The sequence below is a fragment of the Secundilactobacillus muriivasis genome, from assembly GCF_054785195.1.
The window spans coordinates 1-25019 of sequence record NZ_BAABMI010000014.1 but is presented as its reverse complement, the minus strand read 5'-3'; the positions used below and the strand labels follow the sequence as shown (position 1 = coordinate 25019).

At 48.8% G+C, this 25019-nt stretch carries 21 protein-coding genes and 1 other annotated feature; of the genes, 12 read left to right on the top strand and 9 right to left on the bottom strand.

Annotation, left to right across the window (positions count from 1 at the left end):
* Positions 1-67 precede the first annotated feature (67 nt).
* The 10 genes from ACYVR3_RS03870 to ACYVR3_RS03825 all read left to right on the top strand — a co-directional run bounded on the left by ACYVR3_RS03870 (position 68) and on the right by ACYVR3_RS03825 (position 10553).
* A complete protein-coding gene (locus ACYVR3_RS03870) occupies positions 68-853 on the top strand; it encodes a hypothetical protein (RefSeq protein ID WP_461243207.1) in 786 nt (261 codons plus the stop codon).
* A 12-nt stretch (positions 854-865) separates the two neighbouring features.
* The gene (locus ACYVR3_RS03865) at positions 866-1774 is read left to right on the top strand and encodes a hypothetical protein (RefSeq protein WP_461243206.1); all 909 of its coding nucleotides are present in this window, start codon (positions 866-868) and stop codon (positions 1772-1774) included.
* Positions 1775-1928: 154 nt separating this feature from the next.
* Positions 1929-2170 (top strand) — a binding site (T-box leader).
* A gap of 128 nt (positions 2171-2298) precedes the next feature.
* Positions 2299-3774 (top strand): anthranilate synthase component I family protein, encoded by a 1476-nt coding sequence (locus ACYVR3_RS03860; protein WP_461243205.1) that lies wholly within the window; start codon positions 2299-2301, stop codon positions 3772-3774.
* On the top strand, positions 3758-4357 hold the full coding sequence (locus ACYVR3_RS03855; RefSeq protein ID WP_054732511.1) for an anthranilate synthase component II: 600 nt from the start codon (positions 3758-3760) through the stop codon (positions 4355-4357). The genes ACYVR3_RS03860 and ACYVR3_RS03855 overlap by 17 nt, the downstream gene beginning before the upstream one ends.
* Positions 4358-4851: 494 nt before the next feature.
* Positions 4852-5874: an anthranilate phosphoribosyltransferase gene (gene trpD / locus ACYVR3_RS03850; protein ID WP_057151806.1), complete on the top strand. Its 1023-nt coding sequence runs from the start codon at positions 4852-4854 to the stop codon at positions 5872-5874.
* Positions 5871-6647 (top strand): indole-3-glycerol phosphate synthase TrpC, encoded by a 777-nt coding sequence (gene trpC, locus ACYVR3_RS03845; protein ID WP_461243204.1) that lies wholly within the window; start codon positions 5871-5873, stop codon positions 6645-6647. The genes trpD and trpC overlap by 4 nt, the downstream gene beginning before the upstream one ends.
* A gap of 12 nt (positions 6648-6659) precedes the next feature.
* Entirely contained in the window at positions 6660-7241 is a 582-nt protein-coding gene (locus tag ACYVR3_RS03840; protein ID WP_461243203.1) for a phosphoribosylanthranilate isomerase, read from the top strand.
* 29 nt (positions 7242-7270) lie between these two features.
* Positions 7271-8485, top strand: a complete 1215-nt coding sequence (trpB, locus tag ACYVR3_RS03835) for a tryptophan synthase subunit beta (RefSeq protein ID WP_461243202.1) — start codon at positions 7271-7273, stop codon at positions 8483-8485.
* A complete protein-coding gene (trpA, locus tag ACYVR3_RS03830; RefSeq protein WP_461243201.1) occupies positions 8478-9257 on the top strand; it encodes a tryptophan synthase subunit alpha in 780 nt (259 codons plus the stop codon). The genes trpB and trpA overlap by 8 nt, the downstream gene beginning before the upstream one ends.
* A 444-nt stretch (positions 9258-9701) precedes the next feature.
* Positions 9702-10553 (top strand): aldo/keto reductase, encoded by an 852-nt coding sequence (locus ACYVR3_RS03825; protein ID WP_461243200.1) that lies wholly within the window; start codon positions 9702-9704, stop codon positions 10551-10553.
* A gap of 70 nt (positions 10554-10623) precedes the next feature.
* On the opposite strand, the gene ACYVR3_RS03820 is transcribed toward ACYVR3_RS03825, so the two are convergent.
* On the bottom strand, positions 10624-11733 hold the full coding sequence (locus tag ACYVR3_RS03820) for a glycerol dehydrogenase (RefSeq protein WP_461243199.1): 1110 nt from the start codon (positions 11731-11733) through the stop codon (positions 10624-10626).
* 238 nt (positions 11734-11971) lie between these two features.
* Here ACYVR3_RS03820 and ACYVR3_RS03815 point away from each other — a divergent pair, with 238 nt between their 5' ends.
* On the top strand, positions 11972-12418 hold the full coding sequence (locus tag ACYVR3_RS03815) for a MarR family winged helix-turn-helix transcriptional regulator (RefSeq protein WP_461243198.1): 447 nt from the start codon (positions 11972-11974) through the stop codon (positions 12416-12418).
* 893 nt (positions 12419-13311) lie between these two features.
* On the opposite strand, the gene ACYVR3_RS03810 is transcribed toward ACYVR3_RS03815, so the two are convergent.
* The 4 genes from ACYVR3_RS03810 to ACYVR3_RS03795 form a co-directional block, all read right to left on the bottom strand.
* Entirely contained in the window at positions 13312-15567 is a 2256-nt protein-coding gene (locus ACYVR3_RS03810; RefSeq protein WP_461243197.1) for a glycoside hydrolase family 65 protein, read from the bottom strand.
* 33 nt (positions 15568-15600) lie between these two features.
* Positions 15601-16980 carry an SLC45 family MFS transporter gene (locus tag ACYVR3_RS03805; protein WP_461243196.1) on the bottom strand — a complete coding sequence of 460 codons (1380 nt, stop codon included), beginning with the start codon at positions 16978-16980 and terminating at the stop codon, positions 15601-15603.
* A 166-nt stretch (positions 16981-17146) separates the two neighbouring features.
* Positions 17147-18103 (bottom strand): LacI family DNA-binding transcriptional regulator, encoded by a 957-nt coding sequence (locus ACYVR3_RS03800; RefSeq protein ID WP_461243195.1) that lies wholly within the window; start codon positions 18101-18103, stop codon positions 17147-17149.
* Between the two features lie 89 nt (positions 18104-18192).
* The gene (locus ACYVR3_RS03795) at positions 18193-18687 is read right to left on the bottom strand and encodes a methylated-DNA--[protein]-cysteine S-methyltransferase (RefSeq protein WP_461243194.1); all 495 of its coding nucleotides are present in this window, start codon (positions 18685-18687) and stop codon (positions 18193-18195) included.
* Positions 18688-18762: 75 nt separating this feature from the next.
* Between ACYVR3_RS03795 and ACYVR3_RS03790 the strand changes: the two genes are divergently transcribed.
* A complete protein-coding gene (locus ACYVR3_RS03790; protein ID WP_461243193.1) occupies positions 18763-19419 on the top strand; it encodes a deoxyribonuclease I in 657 nt (218 codons plus the stop codon).
* Here ACYVR3_RS03790 and ACYVR3_RS03785 read toward each other — a convergent pair.
* The 4 genes from ACYVR3_RS03785 to ACYVR3_RS03770 form a co-directional block, all read right to left on the bottom strand.
* Positions 19416-20225: a hypothetical protein gene (locus ACYVR3_RS03785; protein WP_461243192.1), complete on the bottom strand. Its 810-nt coding sequence runs from the start codon at positions 20223-20225 to the stop codon at positions 19416-19418. The genes ACYVR3_RS03790 and ACYVR3_RS03785 overlap by 4 nt on opposite strands.
* Before the next feature lie 147 nt (positions 20226-20372).
* Complete coding sequence (locus ACYVR3_RS03780; RefSeq protein ID WP_461243191.1) at positions 20373-21575, bottom strand: iron-containing alcohol dehydrogenase; 1203 nt, start codon at positions 21573-21575, stop codon at positions 20373-20375.
* Between the two features lie 358 nt (positions 21576-21933).
* Complete coding sequence (locus ACYVR3_RS03775) at positions 21934-23106, bottom strand: aminotransferase class V-fold PLP-dependent enzyme (RefSeq protein WP_461243190.1); 1173 nt, start codon at positions 23104-23106, stop codon at positions 21934-21936.
* A 13-nt stretch (positions 23107-23119) separates the two neighbouring features.
* Positions 23120-24247 (bottom strand): aminotransferase class I/II-fold pyridoxal phosphate-dependent enzyme, encoded by a 1128-nt coding sequence (locus ACYVR3_RS03770; RefSeq protein WP_461243189.1) that lies wholly within the window; start codon positions 24245-24247, stop codon positions 23120-23122.
* Positions 24248-25019 lie beyond the last annotated feature (772 nt).

Here is a 25019-nt window from a genome sequence, read left to right as displayed (position 1 = left end):
TAGCGTTGCCTCTGAAACTTTTGTACTATTAGGTTAATTGAATCATAACGAAAGCTAGGTGACTCTTATGGATTTAAACAAAATCGCGACACTTCAACGTGTACCGATGCCTCAAACTGCTAAACGAACCTTTGAATCAACCGCTGTGATTGGCGAATACATTACGAATATGCGCGACGTCCAACGGTCATCTAGTGGTGATCGTGAATCCTTAATTGAACAAATTCAGCCCTTAGTTGCTTCCACTCGCCGCTTCGGCACCCGGAGCATTATCTTGACGAACGATGATCTTCAGATGGAAGAACCAGGATTGACGATCACGAAGGTCCCGTTATTTACGGGTTATAAAGATCTCACCCTCTACTTCCACCGCTGGGAAATGGCGTTTACCTTTCTTAAACAGCACCCTGAAATTGAAAAGGTTTTCTTTGTTGATGCAACTGACGTTCAAATGTGTCACTATCCGTTCGATCAGCTTGAACCCGGAAAACTTTACTTTGGTGATGAATATTCCGACTTATCCGCTCAAATCATTCACGATAATGCAATATCAGAAGTCATTCATTCTTTTCTAAAAACCAATCAATCATTACAGTTACTGAATCCGGGGGTCGTAGGTGGCTATCGAGATATCGTAATGGCCTTTTTAGGTCGGTTAACCGTTAATATCGCTAACATCATGGCCACCGATCAACTTACACACCGTCTAGGTACTATCGGTCGTTTAGAAATGGCGCTTATTAATTATACGGCCTATCACAGTTTTAAAAACCATCTTATTCACGGTCGAATCGTGACCTCTCGCTTTATGTTTTACGAATCAGAGTCAACCGCTTGGTTTCGGCACAAATAGGAGGATTTCCGCTTGAATTACAATGATTTTACTCAAATTATTATTCATAAACGTTGGCAATTAGAGGCCTTCCACACCACATGGCAAACCATTACGATGGGTCGCAACCGCGGTAAACTTATTCTTGTTTTTCATACTGATGGTACTCTCAGTTTTCCAACCAACATGCTGTTTTTACCTCAATTTACCCGTTGGACGTTTAACGAACAGGGACAAGTTCTAGAACTCCGCAATGATCAAAATGAACTTTTATTAACCTTTACGCTACCCGAAATCGCGGATAACAATCAATACCTCTATTTAACCGATCGTTCCCAGCGTCTGGTTAACTTCACTTACGTTGATCCAATTTTTGACTTACCAATCACACCCATTCCAACGTATGATGCACCACGCCACACCTACTCCGGCACCAGTCCGTTCATCCTCCAACTAGGCAGCCAACCCGAACTAGCTACCAATGCTGCCGATTGGGGACTCACCATTGAACAACTCACCCCAAGCAACGATCCCCTCACTACTTGGCAACACGTTTACCAATTCCTACTCGACCAATTCAACCTCCAACAAGTTGCCATCATCAACGGTAATCATCAACTCCAGGCGTATCCGTTTGAAGACTGTCAGCCAAACACGCTGTATCTCCTGGATAAGCCTGAACTAACGCCAATTATTCTAGCCGATGGTCAATCAACTGAAGTTCAAGTGCTTGATCCTAGCGTCCTCATTGGTCCTCGATTTCTACTGCTTGAACTCCTCAGCAACATTATCGTTCGCGCGGATCACCAGCGAATCACTTTGGATCGTGAACTGACCGAGGCCGAACTGTTAACCTGCTTCAACCAAGCAATCTATCAGGATTTTAGTAGTCGGACTTGGCATGGTCAGCTTGTTCGAAACTGGATCAAATCGATTGGCTAGCATTCTAGCAACTGGATTTTATCCTGAATCACACCGTATTTTTAAAAATTTTTTCTTCTACAAGACACCCCAAAACTGGTCGCTGTCTCCATAACAACCTGCTTGACAAGTTTTCCCCATCCGGGTATTCTAAGCACCAATTAAATACCGTCCATAAAAACCGATGATGTGGAGATCAAGATTGTTGTGCACGTTAAGAGAGTCGTCGTTGCTGAGAGTACGGCCGAACGCAGACAGTTAAATGGACCACAGAGGGTTTCCTTGAAGTCAGTAGGGGAAAACGTGTTGGCATACGTCAGTTGCCGGAAGTGTGAACACGCACTTCGCTAAGGGTGACGGGAATCTTCCCGTCAAAGTAAGGTGGCACCGCGGAATTAAAAACTATCCGTCCTTATAACAAAGCAGTCATTGCGTTGTTATGGGCGGATAGTTTTTTTAGTTCAAGGGGGAAAATCACATGTTTAACCGATGGCAACGCAATCACTAAATCGCATTTGACCCACAAACTATACGAGGTGATTGATATGACAATTGAAACATTAACGCAACAAAGTAAAGGCTACCCAGCCGTTCCCGTAACCCTTCAGTTCGAGATGACTGATTTTGATCCCGTCACCATTTTTAACGCGTTGAAAGCTGCTAACGAACCTGGTTTTCTTTTAACCGGTAAACCCAAGGAAACTGAAGATGGCTACACCTTCATCGGCCTGGCACCAAAACAAACTTACACCTACCGTGACCACGTGTTGACCCAAACCGACCAAAACGGTAACGAAACGGTAAAGGACACCGAACTCAAACCCATTTTGGAGGACCTTCTCGCTAAACACCGGACGCCCCGATTGCCCGAACTTCCACCATTTACCGGTGGTTTGATTGGTTACTTCAGTTACGACTACGCCAAATACGCCACAACAGCGCTCAAGCAAGTCGTTACCGATCCAATGGGCCTCGATGACGCCGACTTACTACTCGTTGACCGGGTAATCGCCTACAACCACAAGCGCCACGAAGTTACGCTCAGCCAAATTGTGGCTACCGAGGATCTCGCTAACGTTTACGATGACACCATGGCCGCCCTCAAACCGCTTCAAACGCTCATCACAACGTTGACCCCAAAACCACTGCCACGTTTTGCACTAACTGCCCCATTCCACTTTCAGTTTAGCCTCAGTGAATTTTCCGAAAAAGTCGCTAAGGCCCAACAACACATTGTGGACGGCGATATTTTCCAACTGATTTTTTCCAATCCGCAACAGGCAACCATGAGTGGTTCATTACTGGGCGCAGCGCCAACGCTGTTTCATGACAGTCCATCGCCTTACCAGTTCTACTTCCACCACCGTGACTTTGAAACCCTAGGGGCTTCACCCGAAACGCTGATTACAAAGCGCGGTGAGACCCTCTTCACCTACCCACTGGCTGGGACTCGGCGCCGTGGCAAGACGCCCGAAGAAGACGCTAAGTTTGCGCATGAACTTCAGACCAGTGAAAAGGAAAAGTCGGAACACAACATGTTGATCGACCTTGGCCGCAACGACCTCGGGATGGTCAGCAAGTTCGGTTCCGTGAATGTGACGAAGACCCGCAACTTGCTCAAGTTCGTCAACGTGATGCACCTCGGTTCCACCGTTGAAAGTACGGCTGACCCGAAAGCTTCCGCAATCGACGTTGTGAACGCCGTTTTACCAGCTGGGACGCTCTCAGGTGCACCCAAAATTTCCGCCATGCAGATCATCAGTCAACTGGAAAACCGCAAACGCGGCGTCTACGGTGGCTGCCTCGGTTACCTCGACTTCAGTGGTGACCTGGACCTTTGCATCGGCATCCGTCTCACCTACCGCAAGGGCGACCACATCGTCGTCCACTCCGGTGCCGGCATCGTTGCCGACAGTGTTGCCAAATACGAATACCAAGAATTCAACAACAAAGCGCGCGCCGTGGTAAACGCCATTAACACCGCTGATCAAGGAGGAGTCGCCCATGCTTTATCTAATTGATAATTACGATAGTTTCACTTACAACCTGTACCAACTGATCGGTAACTTGAGTGAGGAACCCATCACCGTCGTCAAAAACGACGAACTGACCGCTGACGAACTACTGGCTAAGCACCCGAGTGGCATCATCCTCTCCCCTGGTCCTGGTCGGCCAGAAAATGCAGGCAATATGCCAGCGATTTTAGATGCCTTCTTAGGCAAAGTTCCAATTTTAGGCGTCTGCCTTGGCCACCAAGCTATCGGCGAAGCCTATGGCGCAAAAGTGATCCACGCCCCACAACTGATGCACGGCAAGCCATCCTTGATGACGCGCCAAACGCCAACGACCCTGTTTGCGAACTGTCCTAACCAGTTTGAAGCCGCTCGTTATCACTCATTGGTGATCGATCCAGAAACCATGCCAGCCAACTTAGCCATCACCGCCACTGCGGATGATGGTACGATTCAGGGGATTGCCGACGAAGCCAATCAAGTCTACGGCGTCCAATTCCATCCCGAATCCATCATGACTGATGGCGCAGTTGGTGCCCAGATCATTAAAAATTATTTGGCTAAAATCCGCGCAACATCAACGATTAACTAACTAGACCATTAAAAAGTTTGAGGAAAAGTGTTGACAATACTCTCATAAAGCTTTAATCTAGTGCCAATCAAATAAATTCGTCCATATAAACCTATGATGTGGAGATCAAGATTGTTGTGCACGTAAAGAGAGTCGTCGTTGCTGAGAGTACGACCGAACGCAGGCAGTTAAATGGACCACAGAGGGTTCCCCTGAAAGACCGATTGAGTACGGGGAAACGTACAGACATACGTCAGTTGTCGGAGATGTGAATACGCATCTCGCTAAGGGTGATGCGAGGGAGCAGTCCCTGCATCAAATTAAGGTGGCACCGCGGAATTATATCCGTCCTTAACTAAACGTCAGTGATGACGCTTCTAGTTATGGGCGGATTTTTCTATTCCAAGGGAGATCTTAAATTATGACAAACAACAATCGATGGCAAACTCAGTTAGTAGCATCTCAATTACCGACACCCACATACAACCAACTAACTGGAGGAATTACCCATGACTATGACTATTGAAACTGCAATCGCTAAAGTAGCAGACCGGACCGACTTAACTTTCGCTGAAATGAACGACGTGATGAACGCCATCATGGAAGGCAAAGCCACTGACATTCAAATCTCAAGTTTACTCACTGCCTTGACCGTGAAGCACGAAACAGTTGCTGAAATTGCCGGCGCCGCTGACGCCATGCGCGACCACGCCTTAACCTTTAAGGCTGGCGAACCGGTTCTTGAAATCGTTGGTACTGGTGGTGACCATGCCAACTCATTCAACATTTCAACCACGTCTTCATTGGTCGTTGCCGCTGCTGGTACCCCAGTTGCGAAGCACGGCAACCGGGCCGCTTCTTCTAAGAGTGGCGCTGCTGATGTTCTTGAAGCCTTAGGTGTTAACATCAACGTTACCCCCGAAACCAGCGAAGCGATTCTTAACCAAATCGGCATCTGCTTCTTATTCGCACAAGAATATCACCAAGCCATGCGCTTCGTTGCCCCAGTTCGCAAGACCTTGGGTATCCGGACGATCTTCAACGTCTTAGGACCTTTGGCCAACCCAGCCCACGCCGGCATGCAACTCTTGGGCGTTTACGATGACGCCTTACTTGAACCAATGGCGCACGTGTTACACGAATTAGGCGTTAAAAATGCCTTGGTCATTCACGGTACCGACGGCTTAGACGAAGCGTCCATCTCAGCGCCAACCAAAGTCGTTGAAGTTCGCGGCGATGACTTCAAGAGTTACGAAATCACGCCAGAACAATTTGGTTTAACCCGGGCTGCTAAAGCCGATATCGTTGGTGGCACCCCTGCTGACAACGCCCAAATTACTCGCGACATCTTAGCTGGTAAGAAGGGGCCTAAGCGCGACATCGTTCTCTTGAACGCCGGTTTAGCCCTCTACACCGCTCATCCAGAACTATCCATTGAAGCCGCCGTTCAACAAGCTGCTGACATGATCGATAGTGGTAAGGCACAAACGAAATTAAACGAATTAATTGCTTTAACGAAGGGAGACCAAGTTGCATGATTTTAGATGATCTCGTGGCAGCGACCCAGCGCCGCTTAACAACTGAACAAGCAGCCGTCCCATTGGCTGAAATGGTAAAGCGGGCTGATAACGTCCCTACCAAGGATCCGCAACAGGTCTACGACCGCTTCACCGCTCCTGGCATTCACCTGATTGGCGAGGTTAAAAAGGCGTCTCCTTCTAAAGGATTGATTGCCGCTGACTTCCCCTACTTGGATATCGCAAAGGATTACGATCAAAACGGCGTTAGTGCCATTTCGGTTTTGACCGAACCCGACTACTTTAAGGGCGACATTCACTACTTGCAAGAAATCGCTAGTGAAGTCAGCGTGCCGGTCCTCCGCAAGGATTTCGTCATCAATCCTTACATGCTGTACCAAGCTAAAGCTGCTGGGGCCAGCATCGTGTTACTGATCGTGGCCATTCTGAGCGAGCAACAATTGAACGATTACTTAAAACTCGCTCACCAACTTGGATTAGCCGCCATCGTGGAAGCCCACGATGAGGATGAAATCAAAACCGCCATCGCTGCCGGCGCCAAGATGATTGGCGTCAACAACCGCAACCTCAAGAACTTTACCGTTGCCTTGGACAACAGTGAACGATTACGCCAACTGGTCCCTGAAAACATCGCCTTCATCGCTGAAAGCGGGATTCATACCCGGGCAGACGTTCAGGTCTTAGAAGCCAACCACGTCAACGGTATCTTGATTGGTGAAGCCTTAATGACGGCCCCTGATAAAGCCGCCAAAATCAAAGAATTACTCGGATAGGAGCGTGATGAGATGACGCAAATCAAAATCTGCGGGTTGATGCGTGAGCAAGACACCCAAGTTATTAATGAAGCGAAACCGGATTTTGCAGGCTTCGTATTTGCGAAAAGTCGGCGTCAACTCTCACTTGCGACCGCCTTACACTTTCGCGAATTGATTGATCCAACGATTCCAACCGCGGGCGTGTTCGTGGATGAGCCACTGGAAAATATGTTGCATATCTTCAACAGTGGTGCCATCTCGATCGTGCAACTGCACGGCCACGAATCCGAAGCAACGGTTCAAGCGTTAAAGGACGCTGGCGCAACGGTGTTTCAAGTCTTTAAACCAAACGCACCGATCACGCCAACCGCTGCCGATTACGTGATGCTAGACAGCGGTAACGGTTCCGGCATCACCCTCGACTGGTCCCGGGTACCGCAAGCGCCCCACCCCTTTATCTTGGCAGGTGGCCTAACGCCAGCCAACGTGGCCGAAGCCATCAGCGTCGTTCACCCCGATGTCGTCGACGTGTCCAGCGGCGTTGAAACCGATGGGCAAAAGGACCCCGCCAAGATTCGGGCGATCGTTAAAACCGCCCATGCAACCCACTAATTTGTATTTATATTGAAAGGAAGTTTCTCATGACCGAAACCAATTTGAACCTTAACGAAAACACCTCTGGCCGCTACGGCGAATACGGGGGCCAATACATTCCTGAAACTTTGATGAACGAACTTGACCGGATGGCCAAAGCTTACGACCACTACAAGAACGACCCTGAGTTCAAAACTGAACTCCACGACCTCTTAGTGGATTACGCTAACCGCCCATCGTTGCTGTACTACGCTGAACGGATGACCAAGGACCTTGGTGGTGCCCAAATCTACCTTAAACGGGAAGATTTGAACCACACCGGGGCCCACAAGATCAACAACGTTATCGGCCAAGCTTTATTGGCTAAGCACATGGGCAAAACCCGTTTGATCGCCGAAACTGGCGCTGGCCAACACGGGGTCGCAACTGCCACCATCGCCGCTTACTTCGGTATGGAATGTGAAGTCTTCATGGGTAAGGAAGACACCGACCGTCAAAAGTTGAACGTTTACCGGATGGAACTATTGGGCGCTAAGGTGCACCCCGTTACCAGCGGTTCAATGGTGTTGAAGGATGCCATCAACGCGGCACTTCAAGACTGGACTAAACGCGTGGACGACACGTTCTACTGCATGGGTTCCGCAACTGGTCCTCACCCATACCCATTGATGGTTCGCGATTTCCAAAGCATCATCAGCCAAGAATCAAAGGCTCAATTGCAGGAAAAAGCCGGTCAATTGCCTGACATGGTCGTTGCCTGTGTCGGTGGTGGGTCAAACGCCATCGGTTCCTTCGCCAACTACATCGACGACCCAAGTGTTCAACTTGTTGGCGCCGAAGCTGCTGGGAAGGGTGTTGAAACCAACTTGACCGCTGCCACCGTTGAACGTGGTTCTGACGGTATTTTCCACGGTATGAAGTCGATGTTCCTACAAAACAAGACTGGTCAAATCAACCCCGTTTACTCAATTTCAGCCGGGTTGGATTACCCAGGCGTTGGCCCAGAACACGCCTACTTAGCTAAGACTGGCCGTGCCCAATACGTCGGTATCACCGATGATGAAGCCGTCGCTGCATTTGAATACATCGCTAAAACCGAAGGTATCGTCGCCGCAATCGAAAGTTGCCACGCCGTTGCCTACGTTCAAAAGATTGCACCAAAGATGCGTAAGGATCAAATCATTGTCTGCACCCTCTCCGGCCGTGGGGACAAGGACGTTGCCTCAATCGCCAAATACAAGGGAGTCGATATTGATGAGTAATTTAAAAGCCGTTTTCGCAAACCAAAAAGCCTTCATTCCATTCGTTGTCGCTAACGATCCAGACTTCGACAGTACGGTCAACAACGTGGTCGCCCTCGCCAAGGGTGGCGCCGACATCGTTGAACTGGGCCTGCCATTCTCAGATCCAGTCGCCGATGGCCCAGTTATCCAAGCCGCTGACATCCGCGCCTTAAAGGCTGATCCAGACTTACCAATGGATACCTTATTTGATATCGTCGTCGAAATCCGGAAACAAACCGATGTGCCATTGGCCTTCTTGACCTACTTAAACGTCGTCTTCCAATACGGCTACGAAGCCTTCACTGCTCGCTGTGACGAACTCGACATCCGCGGTTTGGTCATTCCTGACATGCCATACGAAGAACGTGGTGAAATCGTGCCATTCGCTGAAAAACACAACATCGATTTGATTCCACTGATCACCCCAACTTCAGCTGACCGAATCGAAAAAATCGCCAAGGCCGCTACCGGCTTCATCTACGTGGTTTCTTCCCTCGGCGTTACCGGCGAACGGAGTGAATTCGCCAAGGACTTGGGTTCCCTGATCGACCGCATCAAGGCCGTCACCGATGTCCCAACCGCGATTGGTTTCGGGATCCACACCCCAGAACAAGCCGCCGAAATGACCAGCATTGCTGACGGCGCCATCGTCGGTTCTGCTTGCGTCAACATCGTGGCCGAGAACGGTGCAGATGCGCCCGCTAAGTTAACTGAATATGCACAACAGATGAAAGCTGCGATTACGAAGTAGTTTTATGATGAAGCCGTCATTTGCTTCCCCAATAGGGAGCAAATGACGGCTTTTTGCTGTCGTTTGTGGTCCAGCGTAAGGGTTGCTGTTTGTCATCGCTTCGCTCGCCAAAGTCGCATTGAAAAGCGCTCGTTCAGGCTACAAAATTCGGCGCCGCTTAAGCTGTTATTTCCAGGGTTCCTGAAGTCGTAGGAACTTGTCAACCACGCGCTTTCTGGCCACCACGCCGAATGGTGCTGCGCGAGACTGAGAGCTGCATGCAAGGCGACATCGGTAAACCCGCCAGGCCCGGGCGCCTTCACCGATGTCGCCTTGCACACTGCTCTCAACCCGTCTCGCTCCGCACACTTACGCTGGACACAAACGACAGTAGTAAACAAAGCTCCCGTAAATGAGAATTTGGTGATAAACTAAACGTAACTCCAATTAAGAAAGGTGTCCGCCATGCAAACCATTACTCTGAATAACGGCGTCAAAATGCCCCAACTCGGCCTTGGCGTCTTTCAAATTCTTGATTCGAACGAAACTCAGCAAACCGTTCTCACCGCCATTAAGCACGGTTACCGACTATTCGATACCGCTGCGGCCTATCATAACGAAGCAGCTGTTGGCGAAGCGCTCAAAGCCAGTGGCGTTCCTCGCGAAGAGCTTTTTATCACCTCAAAGCTCTGGATTCAAGATATGACCTACGAAGGCGCCAAAGCTGGTCTTCAGCGCGCCCTTGATTTACTGCAACTCGATTACATTGATCTTTACTTACTCCACCAACCCATCGGCGATATTTACGGTGCTTGGCGGGCCTTAGAAGAGGCCTACCATGCTGGCAAGATTCGCGCAATTGGTGTGTCAAACTTCACTGCTGGCAAATTAGCGGAATTTGAGTTGTTCACCGACGTTAAACCGGCCGTCAACCAAGTCGACCTCAACGTATTCAACCAACAACCCGATGATTTAAAATTCATGCAGGACCGCCATATTCAACCCGAAGCTTGGGGGCCATTTGCAGAAGGTAAGCACGGTATTTTCACCGACCCAACCCTGACTCAAATCGGTCAGCAGTACGGTAAAACGCCGGCACAAGTTGCCCTTCGCTGGCTATTACAACGTGGCGTTGTGGTGATTCCAAAGTCGACGCATGAACAACGGATGGTCGAAAACATGGCCGTTTTTGATTTTGCGTTAACCGATGCTGATATGGCGGCCATTGAAGCCATTAACCTCAATGCCAGCACCATCGACCACGAAGTCACCCCGGCGTTGATCGACCGGTTCTTAACGATTCGGGTTCACGACTAACAACATTAATCTAAACACTAAGTGGGCGTGAATTCTCAATCGAGAATTCACGCCCACTTAACATTACATATTAATCTAATCCCTGAAACTTCCGGGAATAAGCATCCACCGCTTTAATCGCTTCAAATACCGCCGCTGCAGTTACCGGGAACCCCATGTTATGAATGGTTTCACCTTCCTGAACCGTCAGCGTTGCGACCTTCATCAAATCTTCGTCTGAGGCATCCGCCAGCTTCAAGTCAGCTAGTGTGGTTGGTAAGCCTAGCGCAAGTTCAAATTTGAGGTATTTTTCAAACCGCTTATCACTGGCACCTTCCAAAACGAGGTTCACCAGCGTCCCGTACGAAACCTTTTGGCCGTGAGACAGTTTGTGAACGTCACCTGACAACGCTGTTAGGCCATTTTGAAAACTATGAGCTGCAGCTAAGCCAGAACTTTCAGCCCCTACCCCGCTTAGCAAAATGTTGGCTTCAACGATGTGAGTGAGTGCCGGTGACACCACGTGACTTGCGGCTGCTGTGACGGCCTGCGTCCCGTATTTGAATAACAAGTCCTCACACTTTTCCGCTAACGCCAATCCGGCGGCAGTTTGCTGCGTCTGAAGCGGCAGTAACGTCACTTCCCGCGCCCGGGCAACGGTCTGCGCTTCCACATTGGTTGACAACGCATCCGCCATGCCGTCAATCAAAAAACGTACTGGCGCACCCGCGATAACCGATGTATCTACTAAGACTAAATCGGGATTCTTATCATAAAAGATATAATGCAAAAATTCACCCGACTCCGAATAGATCACGCTTAACCGGGTACAAGGCGAATCATTCGATGCCAGTGTCGGCACGATCACCACCGGCACGTGTAGCACATCACCGACCGCCTTCGTAGTGTCGTTGGTCTTGCCCCCGCCCAACGCGATCACAAAAGCCGCTTTACTCTGCTCGCCGATGGTTTTGATTCGCTCAATTTCTTCCGGCGAACTCTCACCATTAAACGCAACGCGCTCAATCGTCAACCCAGCCGCAGTCAAATCACCATAAAACTGTTCCCCAATCAGCTGCCAAACCACGTCATCCGTTAACAACAAACCCTGTTTTCCAAACGGCGCAATGTACTTAGCAGCATCCTTCAATAACCCGTCACCTTGAACATAAGTCGACGGACTGGCAAATGCAGTTGTCATCATTTCCACCTCCAAAATTATGTTGCACCGGTAGTGTAAGCAATCTCCTTGAATTAATCAAGTAACAGTTCTTAGGTAAATTATTCACTAATAAGTCCCGGTTACTGATGGGTTGTTATGCGGAGATGTTATAACGAATTCTAAAAATATTCTAATAATTATCACAAAACACTTGTAGCGACAAGTATTTAACGGTATACTGTTTTTCAACTTGATATCAAAGGAGGCGGCACTTACCATGAACGTACAGACTACTTCTAGTCTTATTCACCAAATCGCAAACTTCGAAGTCCAATTCGTTAATCACCACCTCAGAGACCTTAATCTGAACAGTGATCAAGGGCGCACAATGGCGTACATTGCCCATCACCCTCACAATAAACAACGTGATATTGCGCACTACCTTAACCGGCAGGAAGCTAGTATTACTAATCTGCTGAAGGGCCTCGTTAACCGAAACCTGGTTATCCGGACAGTGCCGCTAGATAATGAACGCACTAAGCTTTTGTCCCTCACACCAGAAGGCGAGCAAGCGCTAGTCCACATCGAGCGCGTTTTTCACGAACTGAACCAATTGTTACAAACACCGTTAAGTTCAGATGGTGCTGGCGATCTTAATGACCTGTTGCACCAAGTAAAAACGCATATCTATGAGGAAGAAGCGAATCCCTCAAGCGTTTATTGAGTTTTACTGATTAAAAGTCCCCACCAATTGAGCATTGGTGGGGACTTTTTGTTTACGCTTGTGTCTAGCGTAAGCATGTTTAGTTTGTGAAATTCAGTGATTCTGGTTTTATATAGTGGGAGGGTGCCGCGAGAGGCTCCGGCGCTATGCGAGGCTGGAACGCAGTGGCGGGCCTACGAGCTAGGAACGGAAGAAGACCACTTCCGTGCCGGATCTTTCCGGACCCGCGTATGACTAAAGCACTCGCAGCCCGAACCCCACGGACTACGACTGCTTAAGTCATACCGACACTGCTGAGCCTCGCGCGCCTCCGCCTCCCGCTACATGGTGCGCTGTCGGTAACAAAACTGCTGACTGTCACATTCTGAAGTCGACGAAAGTGCATAATATCAACGTCAGATGATACCTCAACAACTGCGGAAACAATCGTGGTTAATGTTCAGTAACCGCAATGAATCAACGATTGTGCGATGTGAAAACGTATCAGTTGTATGTTACGTTTATGCTAATCAAATATGCTACGTTGCCGTTAAACGTATTTTGAGATGCTCTACAATAGTGCCGAATTGCGCCAATGTAAGATTTCGGTAAGCGGCTAGGTGTATGCTGTGTCGCGATAATTGATGGTTGTTGATGAACTTCCAACAACCGCCAATTATCGGGGACGAATTCAAGACTCGCACGGATTTTGGCGAGGCTTGAATTCGAGGGCTGAGACCGCCCTTTGGCTCAGGCCGGCCCCACAGCAGGAACCTAGTCGCTTACCGGAATCGACAGTTCAAGCAAATCACGACACTTCACAAACTAGACACACGAATGCTTACGCTGGACACAAACGTAAGCAAAAAGCCCCTCAACGCAAGTAACGCGTTGAGGGACTTTCACTAAATCAACTATGCAAGTTCAACCGCTTTCCCATCCAGATCAACCGTCAAAGGTTCACCAGACAGTAAAGTCAGTTTCGTGCCAGTCGAATCGACCCGAACTTGGATCGAGCGACCGCGGAACAGTACCCGGAATTGGTAGCTGTTCCACTTCTTTGGTAGGAATGGGGCGAAGTGTAATTGATCATTGCGGACCCGCATGCCAGCAAAGCCTTGGACGATTGCCAGCCAGCTCCCAGTCATGGATGTAATGTGCAAGCCATCGCTGGTATCGTTGTTGTAGTTGTCCAGATCCAACCGGGCAGTCCGTTCATACATTTCAACCGCTTTGTCTTCGTAGTGCAAGTCAGCCGCTAAAATCGAGTGAATGGCCGCTGATAAACTTGATTCATGAACGGTCAGTGGTTCGTAGAAGTCGAAATTGGCCTTCTTTTGAGCCGGTGTGAAGTCGTCGATGAAGTCCCAGACCCCTTGCAACACATCACCCTGCTTGATGTATGGTGAGCGCAAGATTTTATCCCACGACCAGTTTTGGTTGATTGGCCGTTGGTCAGCTGGAATGGCTGAGACTGGTTTTAAGTCCTTATCCAAGAAGCCGTCGTGCTGCACAAAGATGCCTAAGTCTTTGTCAGCTGGCAAATACATCCGGTCGACAATATCTTGCCACTGCTTCTTTTCGCCATCCGTCACGGCCAACTTAGCTGCGACGTCATCAGAAACTTGGTCCAAAATCTCCAACGTGTATTTCAACGTCCACTGTGCCAAATAGTTGGTGTACCAGTTGTTGTCCACGTTGTTTTCGTACTCATCTGGTCCGGTAACGCCGTGGATCATGTACTGCTGGTTACGTTCGCTAAAGTGAACCCGGTCGGCCCAGAAGCGCGAAATTTCGGTGAGCACTTTGCTACCTTCGTTAAGCACGTAACTCGTATCGCCGGTGTAACGGGTGTAGTTGTAAATGGCGAAGGCAATATCACCATTCCGGTGAATTTCTTCAAACGTAATTTCCCATTCGTTATGGCATTCGATCCCATCAAAGGTCACCATTGGGTACAAGGCCCCTTTGAGGCCCTGTTCGCAGGCGTTAACGTAGGCGCCATCGAGTTGTTGGTACCGGTACATTAACAAGTTGCGCGTCACGGATGGATCGGTGATGCCCAGGTAAACGGGTACGGCGAAGGCTTCGGTGTCCCAGTAAGTTGCGCCACCGTATTTTTCACCCGTAAAGCCCTTTGGCCCGATGTTTAACCGGCTATCTTCACCATAATAGGTTGAGAATAACTGGTAGAGGTTGAAGCGAATCCCCTGTTGAGCGCCCGTGTCACCATCAATTTCAACGTCGGACTTTTCCCAACGATCGGCCCAAATCTTTTCGTGGGCAGCAAATAGGTCGTCGTAACTCTTCATCGCAACCTGGCTACTCAAGGTCTTCATCGCAGTTTCCAAATCAGCGCGGTTATCGTAATCCCGTGAGGTTACGACAATAACGTGCTTCGTCAGTTGGGTGCTTTGGTTAGGGGCAAGGTCACCACTGAACTGGTTAACAACTGCGCTTGAGCTTGGTTTGATCACATCGCCGGCCGTGAGATCCGTGGTGTTCGTCATCTGAACGCCAACGGTAAACCGGGGCGTGCCAAAGGGATTTTCCTTCGTAATGGCAACGATTGAACCCGTTGTTGCGGTTTGATCCGTTTTCAACACGTTCCAGAACCGTTCATCGTAGTTGGCATCTTCGTTTTGAACATCGGCATCCAAGGCTGAACGGAACGTCACGTTAACGGCCTCTTGGCTCTGGTTCGTTACGGTTAAGCGAATAACGGCCAGTTCCTTTTGCGCAGCACTAATGAACCGTTCAAACTTAAACCCAATTTGCCGCCCCTGCTTGGTCAGCGTACACGACCGGGTCAACTGTGAGTGTTGCATGTCCAAATCCAACGCAAAGTTACTGAACTGGTCCGTCGCCAAGTCAACGGGTTCACCGTTGATCAGCACGTTCAACTTAATGAAATTGATGGCGTTGATCACTTTCCCAAAGTACTTAGGATAGCCGTTCTTCCACCAACCAACTCGGGTCTTATCTGGGAACCAAACGCCGCCCAGATAGATGCCTGGCAACGTATCGCCGGAATAGTCCTCTTCGAAGAATCCCCGCATCCCCATGTTGCCGTTACCTAAACTGGTCATGGATTCCTGAAGACGCTTATCTTCAGGATTAAAGTTATGCGTGACAATGTGCCACGGTGTGATTTCAAAGGTTTGTTTCATTTTATGCTACCTCTTTCTCTAAAATGCTGACGGTTAAGCCGCTTTACGTGCCCAAACTTCTTTGACGATGCCAACACTGGCAGCGCCGACTGCTAAGAAGATCCCGGACAGTAACAACATGGTTGGCATGTGTGAGCCCAACAGTGGGAAAATGGCGAAACTAGCAATTGACGCCACGATTTGTGGTAAACAGATACTACTGTTGAACAAGCCTAAGTAAGTCCCCATGTTGGCGGAGTCTTCGATAGCGTTGGTCAAGAACGTGAATGGGAAGGCGTTCATTGCAGCCCAAGCGCAACCAATCAAGGCAAAGGAAATGAACAACGTGTACTTATCATGAATGAAGAAGATTGACCCGAAGCCAACGGCCCCCATGATCAAACTTGCGGAGTAGAAGCCCTTGTGGTGGTTGTTGTTGACCTTTGATAAAACTAAGGCCCAGATAACGGCCGCAATGGATTGAACGGCTGACATCACACCGTACCAGTTCCCGGCAGCTTGGTAACCAGCGCTGGTTGGATTGGTAACGCCCCAAACGTTGGAAGCAATGGCACCAGTTGCGTAGGTCCAAAGGTATTGGAAGCCCATCCAGCAGAAGAATTGCACAACGGAAACGGTCCAGAACACTTTAGGCGCTGACTTCAAAGCGGCGAAGATGCCCTTCTTTTCTTGGTTATCTTCGATGCCGTGGTACTTGGCGTAGGTCACTGGGTCGTATTCCTTAACCCGGAAGACCGTCAGCAAGCAGCAGAGTAACAAGATAATGGCACCGGCGTAAAATGACCAAACAACCGATGGGGGAACGGTCCCCTTCTTAGCGGTGTTCGCTAACCCAAGTGCGGTTAACGCGAACGGGAAGATGCTGGCTAACAAAGCCCCAGCGTTAGAACTGAAACTTTGAATGGCGTAAGCAAACCCCTTTTGCTTTTCGTTCACCATGTCACCAACCATCATCTTAAATGGTTGCATGGCGATGTTAGACGATAGATCCATGAATAACAGTGAAATGGCCCCGAACCAAAGTGCGGCTAACGAAGCGAACCCGAAGCCAAAACTCCCGGCATTTGGTAACAGACACATCACGATCATGGCAATAATGGCCCCAATCAACAGGTACGGAATTCGCCGACCGAGTTTTGGTGACCAAGTCCGGTCTGAGAAATACCCAACGAGTGGTTGGACGATCATGCCGGCTAATGGCGGTAAAATAAAGAAGAAGCCTAAGTTATTAGGATCAGCCCCAATGGTTTGGAAGATCCGACCCATGTTGGTACTTTGTAATTGGAAGGCCATCTGAACACCCAAAAAACCGAAGTTGATCAGGAAAATGGTCGATGATGGCAACGCGGGCAACAAATCTTTTTTAGGTTCGGTTGCGACCGGCGTTGCGTCAGCAGTGCTAGATTCTGACATTCTGATTCCTCCTCGAACAAATTTGATGATTGCAAACGCTTTCTACGAAACCTATTATGCAACCGTTTGCAAAAGAATGCAACCGGTTGCACTAAAGTTTTTAAAAAAAGGGGATTCCCCTTAGCTCAAAACGCCTGAGTAGTCCCACTTTCACAACCTCAATTTTTTAACGCTCAATCGTAAACGGAATCACTTCCGACTGGCGACTCTCATTAAACAGTACCCGAACCGCCGCTTCACCCATCTGTTGCGGATAAAGTTCAACAAACCGCACTTGGTCACCCATCAGCATCCCCGTCTTATTCCGGTTAAAGCTGATTAACGGTACCGTATGACCTAGTTGCCACATCAACTGATAAATCATCAATCCCAGCAAATCATCCGTCGTCACAATGCCGTCCAACGTCTGCCGCGTCCGTAAAAATTGGGCAACGGCTTGGTCCAAATGTTGCTGACTCTGCTTAGGCAGTTTAAGCACCTCAGCATCAACGCCAGCGCGCTTCATCGATGCCTGAAACCCTAACCGCCGTTTACGTTCAAACCCCAGTTCGGGTTCTGATTCAACAAACAACGTCCGATGAACGTCAAACTTATCGATCAAGTAATCACCAACTCGTTCACCCGCAAGATGATTATCGTTGTTAACGTACGCCTCGCCATCCTCATTAGGATCACCAACGAGCACGTACCGAACGTCTTGTTGCTTCAACAAGGCAATCACTGGATCATCGCGTTTCGAATACAGCAAAATAAAGTACCGAATAAGGCCCTGACTGATTAACGAGGCCACGTTTTGCACCAGTTCATCACTGGTCGTCGCAATTGCCACCGATAGCACCCCGTTTCGGGCCCGTAGCTGCTGATTGATGCCCATTAACAGATCCACGTAAAATGGATTGGCCGACGTACTCATCTCTCCCGGTGGAAAAACGACACCAACCGCATTGGAGACGCCGTTCGTCAGGGTCTTGGCATTGTAGTTCGGCAGATAACCCATTTCATCCGCGAGTTGTTTGATTTTTTTTCGCGTTTTCATACTGATTTTCGGGTGATCATTGAGTGCCCGTGATGCCGTTGACACCGACACCCCAGCCCGTTTCGCAATGTCTCGTATCGTAACCATGTCGTTCCTCCATTGGGAAATCAGTCGCTTGTTGCGCCCGCTTCCGTTTAGTCCTACATAGTCTTATTTTGACCCTTTTACGGGCGATGTCAACGAGATTCTAGCGTTAATAGTTGGCGCTTTAAAGAAACGCCACCCCGAAACTGACCGATGCTACCATCCTTGCGTAAAATTCGGTGGCACGGTACCACGATCATTAGCGGATTCTTAGCCACCGCGGTCGCCACTGCCCGAACTGCCGTTGGGTGCTCAACGCGGGCAGCTAAGGTACTGTACGAAATGGTTTCACCGTAATTCAGTTGGCTTAACGCATGCCAAACCTGCCGTTGCAACGCCGTTCCCGTGATAGGGTCTAATGGCACATCAAAGTGATGGCGGCTACCAGCTAAATATTCCCTTAATTCCGCTGTTGCCTGCGTTAAAATCGGCGTTTCCTGATGAACAAGATCCGCCGTTAACTGAAAGTCGGCTAGTTCATCAACGCCAGCACCTGGCGTTCCGACAAAACACAACCCTTGATCACTTGCCGCTAAAATCATCGGCTGATCCAACAACGATACCGTTTGATACATCACTTTAGTCATCAAAATTCCTCCCCGTTCAATCCAAATTCCCGACATTTAATGAGGACTGTGCTAAATTGGAATTACGCATTCTAATTGAAAGGCAGATGTCCTATCACAACTTCAATCGATCTCAATTGGCTCTACCAAACCCTACTCACTCACATGGGTCCCTCGGGTTGGTGGCCAGCTGAAACAAAACGTGACATTATTGTTGGCGCAATTCTGGTCCAAAACACGAACTGGCAAAACGCCGACCAATCCTTACAAAACCTTAAACGCGCCACTAAGCTAGATGCTGACGCCCTCTTAGCCCTTAGTCACGATGAACTAGTTGATCTCATTCGTCCTAGTGGTTTCTATCAGAATAAGGCCAAAGCGCTCCACAGCGTCTTCCAATGGTTCAATGACCAGCATTGGGATTACGCCCAGATTTGGCAAGCCAATCGCGCAACCTTACGTCAACAGCTACTTAAACTACCGGGCGTTGGTAACGAAACCGCCGATGTGTTTTTAGTCTACATCTTTGATCAACCCGCGTTTATCGCTGACACTTACACGCGGCGTCTATTCCAACACCTTGGCTATGAACACACGGATACTTATCAACACCTGCAACGCCAAATCACGCTACCCCAATCCTTCACCTTCGAAATAGCACAGGATTTTCACGGGTTAATTGACGAGTTTGGCAAGCAGTACCTCCAACGCCCCGGTCAGTTTGAGACTAGTTTTTTAGCCGCGCTACTCTAGTTCAACGCGTTCTGGGTCGGTACCAGGTAGATACCCCAAGAACCGTACCCACTCAACCAGTTCTTGTAATTACTGTCATAGCCATGTGGCGTGGCGTAAACACCAATTTGATACCCCTTAAACTGATTCCGTTTTGCCGTGGTATAGCCCTGGTTCTCCAGACCCGCCTTGACCAGTTTAACGAAGTCGGTTTTACTGGTCGTCTTGGTCCAGTTATAGGCCGAAAAGATGCCCACGGCTTGCTTGTTTTTATTAGTTGTGGAGTAGTTGTTCGTGCGATTGATCCCTGCGTTTAAATCATTCCGCGCATCCGTCGTATATTGGTCATTCAAAATTGTCCCGGGGAACAGCGCTAAGATATCGACTTGCAACTTAGCCGCCTCACGAGCTGATTTAATACCCGCTAAACCGCCACCATAGGACTTAACCAGTGGATTCTTGGCCAGCGCATCATTCGGGTTATCACCCTTAGTCAGGTAATCTCGCCAAACCAACCCTTCAATCTTACCAGTGTTATTCTTTACGCGGTAGTAGATCCCCGTGGTCTTGCCGATTCGCAACTTATAACTCTTAGATAAGTACCACGTGGTTTTCGGGTAATTCTTTAAATTATGAATATGTTTGCTGTGCTTCAGATCCCACATATAGGCCGTTTTAGTAGTTTTAGCGTGCATCGCTAAATCACTGTACGCCTTCTTCTTTAAGACTTTCACGGACGCCGCCTGTGCCGATGGTACCTGCCAGCCAGCAACGCCGATAATCCCTAGCACGATCCCCATTAGTAACCACCAATTACGCTTTTTCAAGTTATCCACCCCTAAACATACGTTCGCATTAGTTAGTTAAATCATATCATGCCGTTGATACCGCTGACAAGCCCTTTCCATAAACAAACGCAAGCCCCCAAAACTGTCATTTTATCGACAATTTTGGGGGCTTGCTTGGTTGATGATTTAGTTATTAGCGCCTCGAAATGCCACTAACGAGTCCCGATAGATCCGTTGTGCATCCGCTGGCGTCACGGGAACGTATCCCCGCTTGATCAACTTACCATGATCAACGGCGTTCGCTGCCATGGCCTCAAAGTAAGTGTCGTCTTTAATGCCAACTTCTGGCAACGTCATTTCAGCCCCCAATGATGCGATCCAATCATAGGTCTTTTGAACCGCATCCCGAGCAAGCTGCGCGTCATCGTCGCCGCTTAACGCCCAGACGTTTCGAGCGAATCGTGCAAACAACGCCACCGTACTCTTATCTTCCAACACCCAGTCCATCCAACGAGGCGTTAGAATGCCCAATCCGATACCGTGGGTGATATCGTAGTAGGCTGACAATTCATGTTCCAAAGCGTGAACTGTCCAGCCACCCTTATTGGCCGCACCAACTAGCCCGTTCAAGGCCATCGTCGCCGTCCACATTAAGTTAGCGCGTGCATCGTAGTTGGTTGGGTCCGCAATGGCCACGGGCGCCCACTTAATAACTGCCCGCATCAGCCCTTCGATCATCCCCTTAGATGCATCGTTTGCATCGTCACGGTCAAAATACTGTTCGGTCAAATGGCTAAAAATATCAATTGAGCCAGCAGCCGTTTGCCGAGCGGGCACGGTTTCAGTGAGTTCGGGATCTAAGAACGATACGGCTGGGGAGTTAGGGCCTTGGGTACCGTATTTTTCGTGGGTTTCTGGGTTGGTGATCACTGAACCAAAGTTCATTTCTGTGCCAGTTGCGGATAACGTGAGGATGTCCACAACGGGAACTTGTGGCAAGGCGTTTCGGTCAGCGCCGTTCGCCTTGATCACGAGGTCCCAAGGATCACCTTCGTAGAACTTGGCCGAACCGATCACTTTACTGGCATCAACGACGGAACCGCCGCCAACGGCCAAGATAACGTCAATATCATGTTCCTTGGCTAAACGTTGTCCTTCTTGAACCGAAGCTAGCTTAGGATTGGGTTCAACGCCGCCCAATTCAACCACGTTAAGGTCTGACAGCAACTCTTTTACACGGTCATAAAGGCCTGATTTTTTAATTGAATGACCACCATAAACGAACAGCACGTTGTTGCCAAATTGGGCAACGGCATCGTGTAATTCGGCATCAATGTGCTTGCGGCCGAACCGAATATCAGTTGGGTTATGAAATTTAAAGTCTTGCATGTTTGTGTCCTCCGAAGTTTGAGTTAACTTCTATTAAACAACTTAGAGGCAACTCTAAGTCAAGCAAAAAAACATCAAGAGTGAGACAAACCTCGTTTAGGTCCCAGAATATAAGAGAACCGGCCCGTGGATTCCTGGTTTTGGAATCTACGGGCCGGTTCTCTTATATGGCCGGGGCCTGAGGTTTGGCGCACGACCCAGCGAAGCTTGGAAGCCTATTGGTGTTTAGGCTAGATAATAGTCTTGAGATTAACTCAAATTTTTAACTAACTTTGAGTTAAAAATTAGTTCAATACTTACCAATATAGGCTTTCTCCTGCTTTTGAGTGTCCATCGTTTAATTTAATTTTACCGCCGTTTATCTCACTAAATTAGCTGCTTCGATCTTCTCAAAGGCCTGCTTAAAGTCCGCCTTCAAATCATCAACGTCTTCAACCCCAACGGAAAGCCGCAACAGACCATCAGAGATGCCCCGTTCGTGACGTTCATCCGCTGATAATTCGGCGTGTGACATCTTTGGTGGGTAGGATAAGATGGTTTCCACTGCCCCAAGGGATACGGAGAAGACCGGAATCTTCAGCTCTTTGACCAGTTTACGGACGTTATCTTCCGACCCAATATCAAAGGAAAGAACTGCCCCGCCAGACGTGGCTTGGCTGAATTGAATGTCGTGGCCCTCAAAGTCCATTAATCCAGGATAGTTGACGCCTTCGACAATGGCTTGTTCTTGGAACCATTTGGCTAATTCGAGCGCACTTTCAGCTTCGGCTTTGACCCGGACACCAAGCGTCTTGATGCCGCGGAGGAGTAACCAACAATCGCTAATGCCAAGCGTGGCACCCATGGCGTTTTGAATGAAGTAAACTGCATCACCCAATTCCTTGGTCTTCGTCACGATTAAGCCGGCCAAAATATCAGAATGGCCCGCTAAGAACTTGGTCCCGCTATGGAGCACTAAATCAACGCCCAAGTCCAATGGCTTCTGGAAAATCGGCGTCATGAACGTGTTATCCGCAAAGACCAACGCATCGTGTTCGTGAGCGATACGAACAACTTGCTTAATGTCGGTCACTTTCAACGTTGGGTTAGCTGGGGTTTCAATGTAAACCACTTTCGTCTTCGGCGTAAAGGCAGCCTTCAGCGCTTCTGGATCATTACAGTCAACGAACGTATAGTCAATGCCGTAGTTTGGCAAGAGTTGCGTCACTAAGCGGAACGTCCCGCCGTAAACGTCGTTAGTAACGATGACGTGGTCGCCTTGATGCAACGTTAAGAAAGCCGTTGAAATCGCAGCCATTCCGGTCGCAAACGCAAAGCCGCGCGTCCCGTGTTCAAGGGCAGCGATGCTATCTTCTAGCACGTCACGAGTGGGGTTGCCGCTACGGGTATAGTCGTATTTGCCAAAATGGTCCAAATCCGGTTGCGCAAACGTGGATGACAATTGGATCGGTGGGTTCAATGCGCCCGTTGCTGGATCGGGTTTGGTTGTGGTTTTGATCACCTTAGTGGCGTCTGAAAATTCTTGGGTCATGGGCAATTCCTCCTTACTTCGTGGCGGCTTTGACAGTCGCAGCTTCAATGGCTTGGTTTAAATCGTCAATTAAATCGTCGCTGTTTTCAAGGCCAACGGATAACCGCAACAAACTCTTCGTAATGTGCTTCGCTTGGCGTTCTTCTTCGGTCAAATCAGCGTGGGTTTGGATGGCTGGGACGGTCAATAGACTTTCGACGCCGCCCAGGCTTTCAGCAAACGAAATGATGTTGAGGTGTTGCAGGATCGAATCGACCCAGTCCTCATCGTGTACGTAGAAACTGATCATGCCGCCGTGACCGGGATATAACACTTTATCGACAGCATCGTTGGCTTCAAGGGCTTCAACAATGGCTTTAGCGTTTCGTTCGTGTTGCGCCAACCGCAATGGTAAGGTCTTCAAACTTCTCAACAAGAGCCAACAGTCAAAGGGATCTAAATTGGCCCCAGTGGTCATCAAGTTGCGGTCAAGCCATTCAGCGTCTTCTTCTGACTTGCAAACTACTGCGCCGGCCAAGATGTCGTTGTGGCCACTCAGGTATTTAGTGGCACTGTGAACGACTAAATCGGCCCCTTCGTTCAATGGTTGTTGTAATAATGGCGTGTAGAAGGTGTTATCCACGATCACTTTAACGTCGTGTTCGTGAGCGATCGAGGCTGTTTTGGCAATATCGATGATCTTCATTGTTGGGTTAGATGGCGTTTCAAGCCAGATACCCTTGGCATGTTCCCGCGAAACTAACTCGCTTAAGCGGTCAAAATCTTGACCATCCCAAAGGTGGAACGTCATGCCATAGTTATCGGTCAACAGGTCAAAGAACCGGAAGGAACCGCCGTACAAGTCATCCGAAACAATAATCTCGTCACTAGACTTGAATTGTGAAAATACCAGCTGAATGGCCGCCATCCCAGAACTCAACGCAAAGGCCGCAACCCCGTTTTCCAATTTCGCTAACGTTTCTTGTAACACATCTCGCGTTGGGTTTGATTCCCGCGCGTAATCGTAGCCGGTCGATTGACCTAAGCCACCGTGACGAAATGCCGTTGAAAAATAAAGTGGTGTTGATACAGATCCCGTTTTTGCTTCATCCGTTCGGTTCCCTGCTTGTGCTAAAATCGTTTCAATATGTTCTTTTGTCATACTCAATTCCCTCCGAAGTCTGGCTTATTTTGATGCATGGGCTTATGGGTAAAAGGCCCGGTTGACACGCAACAATTAGAAGTTGCCACGAACCAGCCGTTAAACTGGCTTCGAGCCGCGGCGCGCCACCTAATTGGTTTTGGAACTAAAGAAACCCCCATCCCGAGTTAATCGGGACGAGGGTTTCGCGTTACCACCTGAAATTTACTTGAACTTCACAGTTCAAATCTTGATAAGTACCGCTAAATGCAGCGATACTCCGCATGATATCGTTTGCCAACGGACCAGGTAGCAGACTGCCACCCCTGGTCAAGCTCAGAGACCATCTTCAACAACTTGCGCCGACTACTTCTCACCAACCGTAGCTCTCTTTGCGGACCCGCCTTGTTTACTCTTCTCATCGTTGCCTCATATTTAATTGAAATCCTGAAATTATTTTCTAATTTAACTCTAATCTTGATGAGTGTCAAGGGACTTTCACAAAGTATTTTTAGACTTAGGTGAGCAGACTTACGGCGCCATCGGTTTTCGGCGCTGTTTTGAATGATCTGTTTTGTTGATTGGTTATTTTTTATGATTAGTTTCAGTTGTGCGTTCTGGTTACCGTGACGAAACCTGTTCAAAAAGCAGAAACTGGAGCCTAAGAGATTCCCACCATGAACTCAAGCCCGGGGTTTATGAATCGTTCCGGCTACCGTGCCGAAACGTGTTCCAAGAAGCAGAGACCTGCACCTAAGGACCACCCACCATAAACCCAAGCCCGGGGTTTATG

Excerpts from the sequence above, each read along its gene's own strand:
- ACYVR3_RS03870 (WP_461243207.1), top strand. The coding sequence starts at position 68 with ATGGATTTAAACAAAATCGCGACACTTCAACGTGTACCGATGCCTCAA.
- ACYVR3_RS03860 (WP_461243205.1), top strand. The coding sequence starts at position 2,299 with ATGACAATTGAAACATTAACGCAACAAAGTAAAGGCTACCCAGCCGTT.
- ACYVR3_RS03855 (WP_054732511.1), top strand. The coding sequence starts at position 3,758 with ATGCTTTATCTAATTGATAATTACGATAGTTTCACTTACAACCTGTAC.
- trpD (WP_057151806.1), top strand. The coding sequence starts at position 4,852 with ATGACTATTGAAACTGCAATCGCTAAAGTAGCAGACCGGACCGACTTA.
- trpC (WP_461243204.1), top strand. The coding sequence starts at position 5,871 with ATGATTTTAGATGATCTCGTGGCAGCGACCCAGCGCCGCTTAACAACT.
- ACYVR3_RS03840 (WP_461243203.1), top strand. The coding sequence starts at position 6,660 with ATGACGCAAATCAAAATCTGCGGGTTGATGCGTGAGCAAGACACCCAA.
- trpB (WP_461243202.1), top strand. The coding sequence starts at position 7,271 with ATGACCGAAACCAATTTGAACCTTAACGAAAACACCTCTGGCCGCTAC.
- trpA (WP_461243201.1), top strand. The coding sequence starts at position 8,478 with ATGAGTAATTTAAAAGCCGTTTTCGCAAACCAAAAAGCCTTCATTCCA.
- ACYVR3_RS03825 (WP_461243200.1), top strand. The coding sequence starts at position 9,702 with ATGCAAACCATTACTCTGAATAACGGCGTCAAAATGCCCCAACTCGGC.
- ACYVR3_RS03820 (WP_461243199.1), bottom strand. The coding sequence starts at position 11,733 with ATGACAACTGCATTTGCCAGTCCGTCGACTTATGTTCAAGGTGACGGG.
- ACYVR3_RS03815 (WP_461243198.1), top strand. The coding sequence starts at position 11,972 with ATGAACGTACAGACTACTTCTAGTCTTATTCACCAAATCGCAAACTTC.
- ACYVR3_RS03810 (WP_461243197.1), bottom strand. The coding sequence starts at position 15,567 with ATGAAACAAACCTTTGAAATCACACCGTGGCACATTGTCACGCATAAC.
- ACYVR3_RS03805 (WP_461243196.1), bottom strand. The coding sequence starts at position 16,980 with ATGTCAGAATCTAGCACTGCTGACGCAACGCCGGTCGCAACCGAACCT.
- ACYVR3_RS03800 (WP_461243195.1), bottom strand. The coding sequence starts at position 18,103 with ATGGTTACGATACGAGACATTGCGAAACGGGCTGGGGTGTCGGTGTCA.
- ACYVR3_RS03795 (WP_461243194.1), bottom strand. The coding sequence starts at position 18,687 with ATGACTAAAGTGATGTATCAAACGGTATCGTTGTTGGATCAGCCGATG.
- ACYVR3_RS03780 (WP_461243191.1), bottom strand. The coding sequence starts at position 21,575 with ATGCAAGACTTTAAATTTCATAACCCAACTGATATTCGGTTCGGCCGC.
- ACYVR3_RS03775 (WP_461243190.1), bottom strand. The coding sequence starts at position 23,106 with ATGACCCAAGAATTTTCAGACGCCACTAAGGTGATCAAAACCACAACC.
- ACYVR3_RS03770 (WP_461243189.1), bottom strand. The coding sequence starts at position 24,247 with ATGACAAAAGAACATATTGAAACGATTTTAGCACAAGCAGGGAACCGA.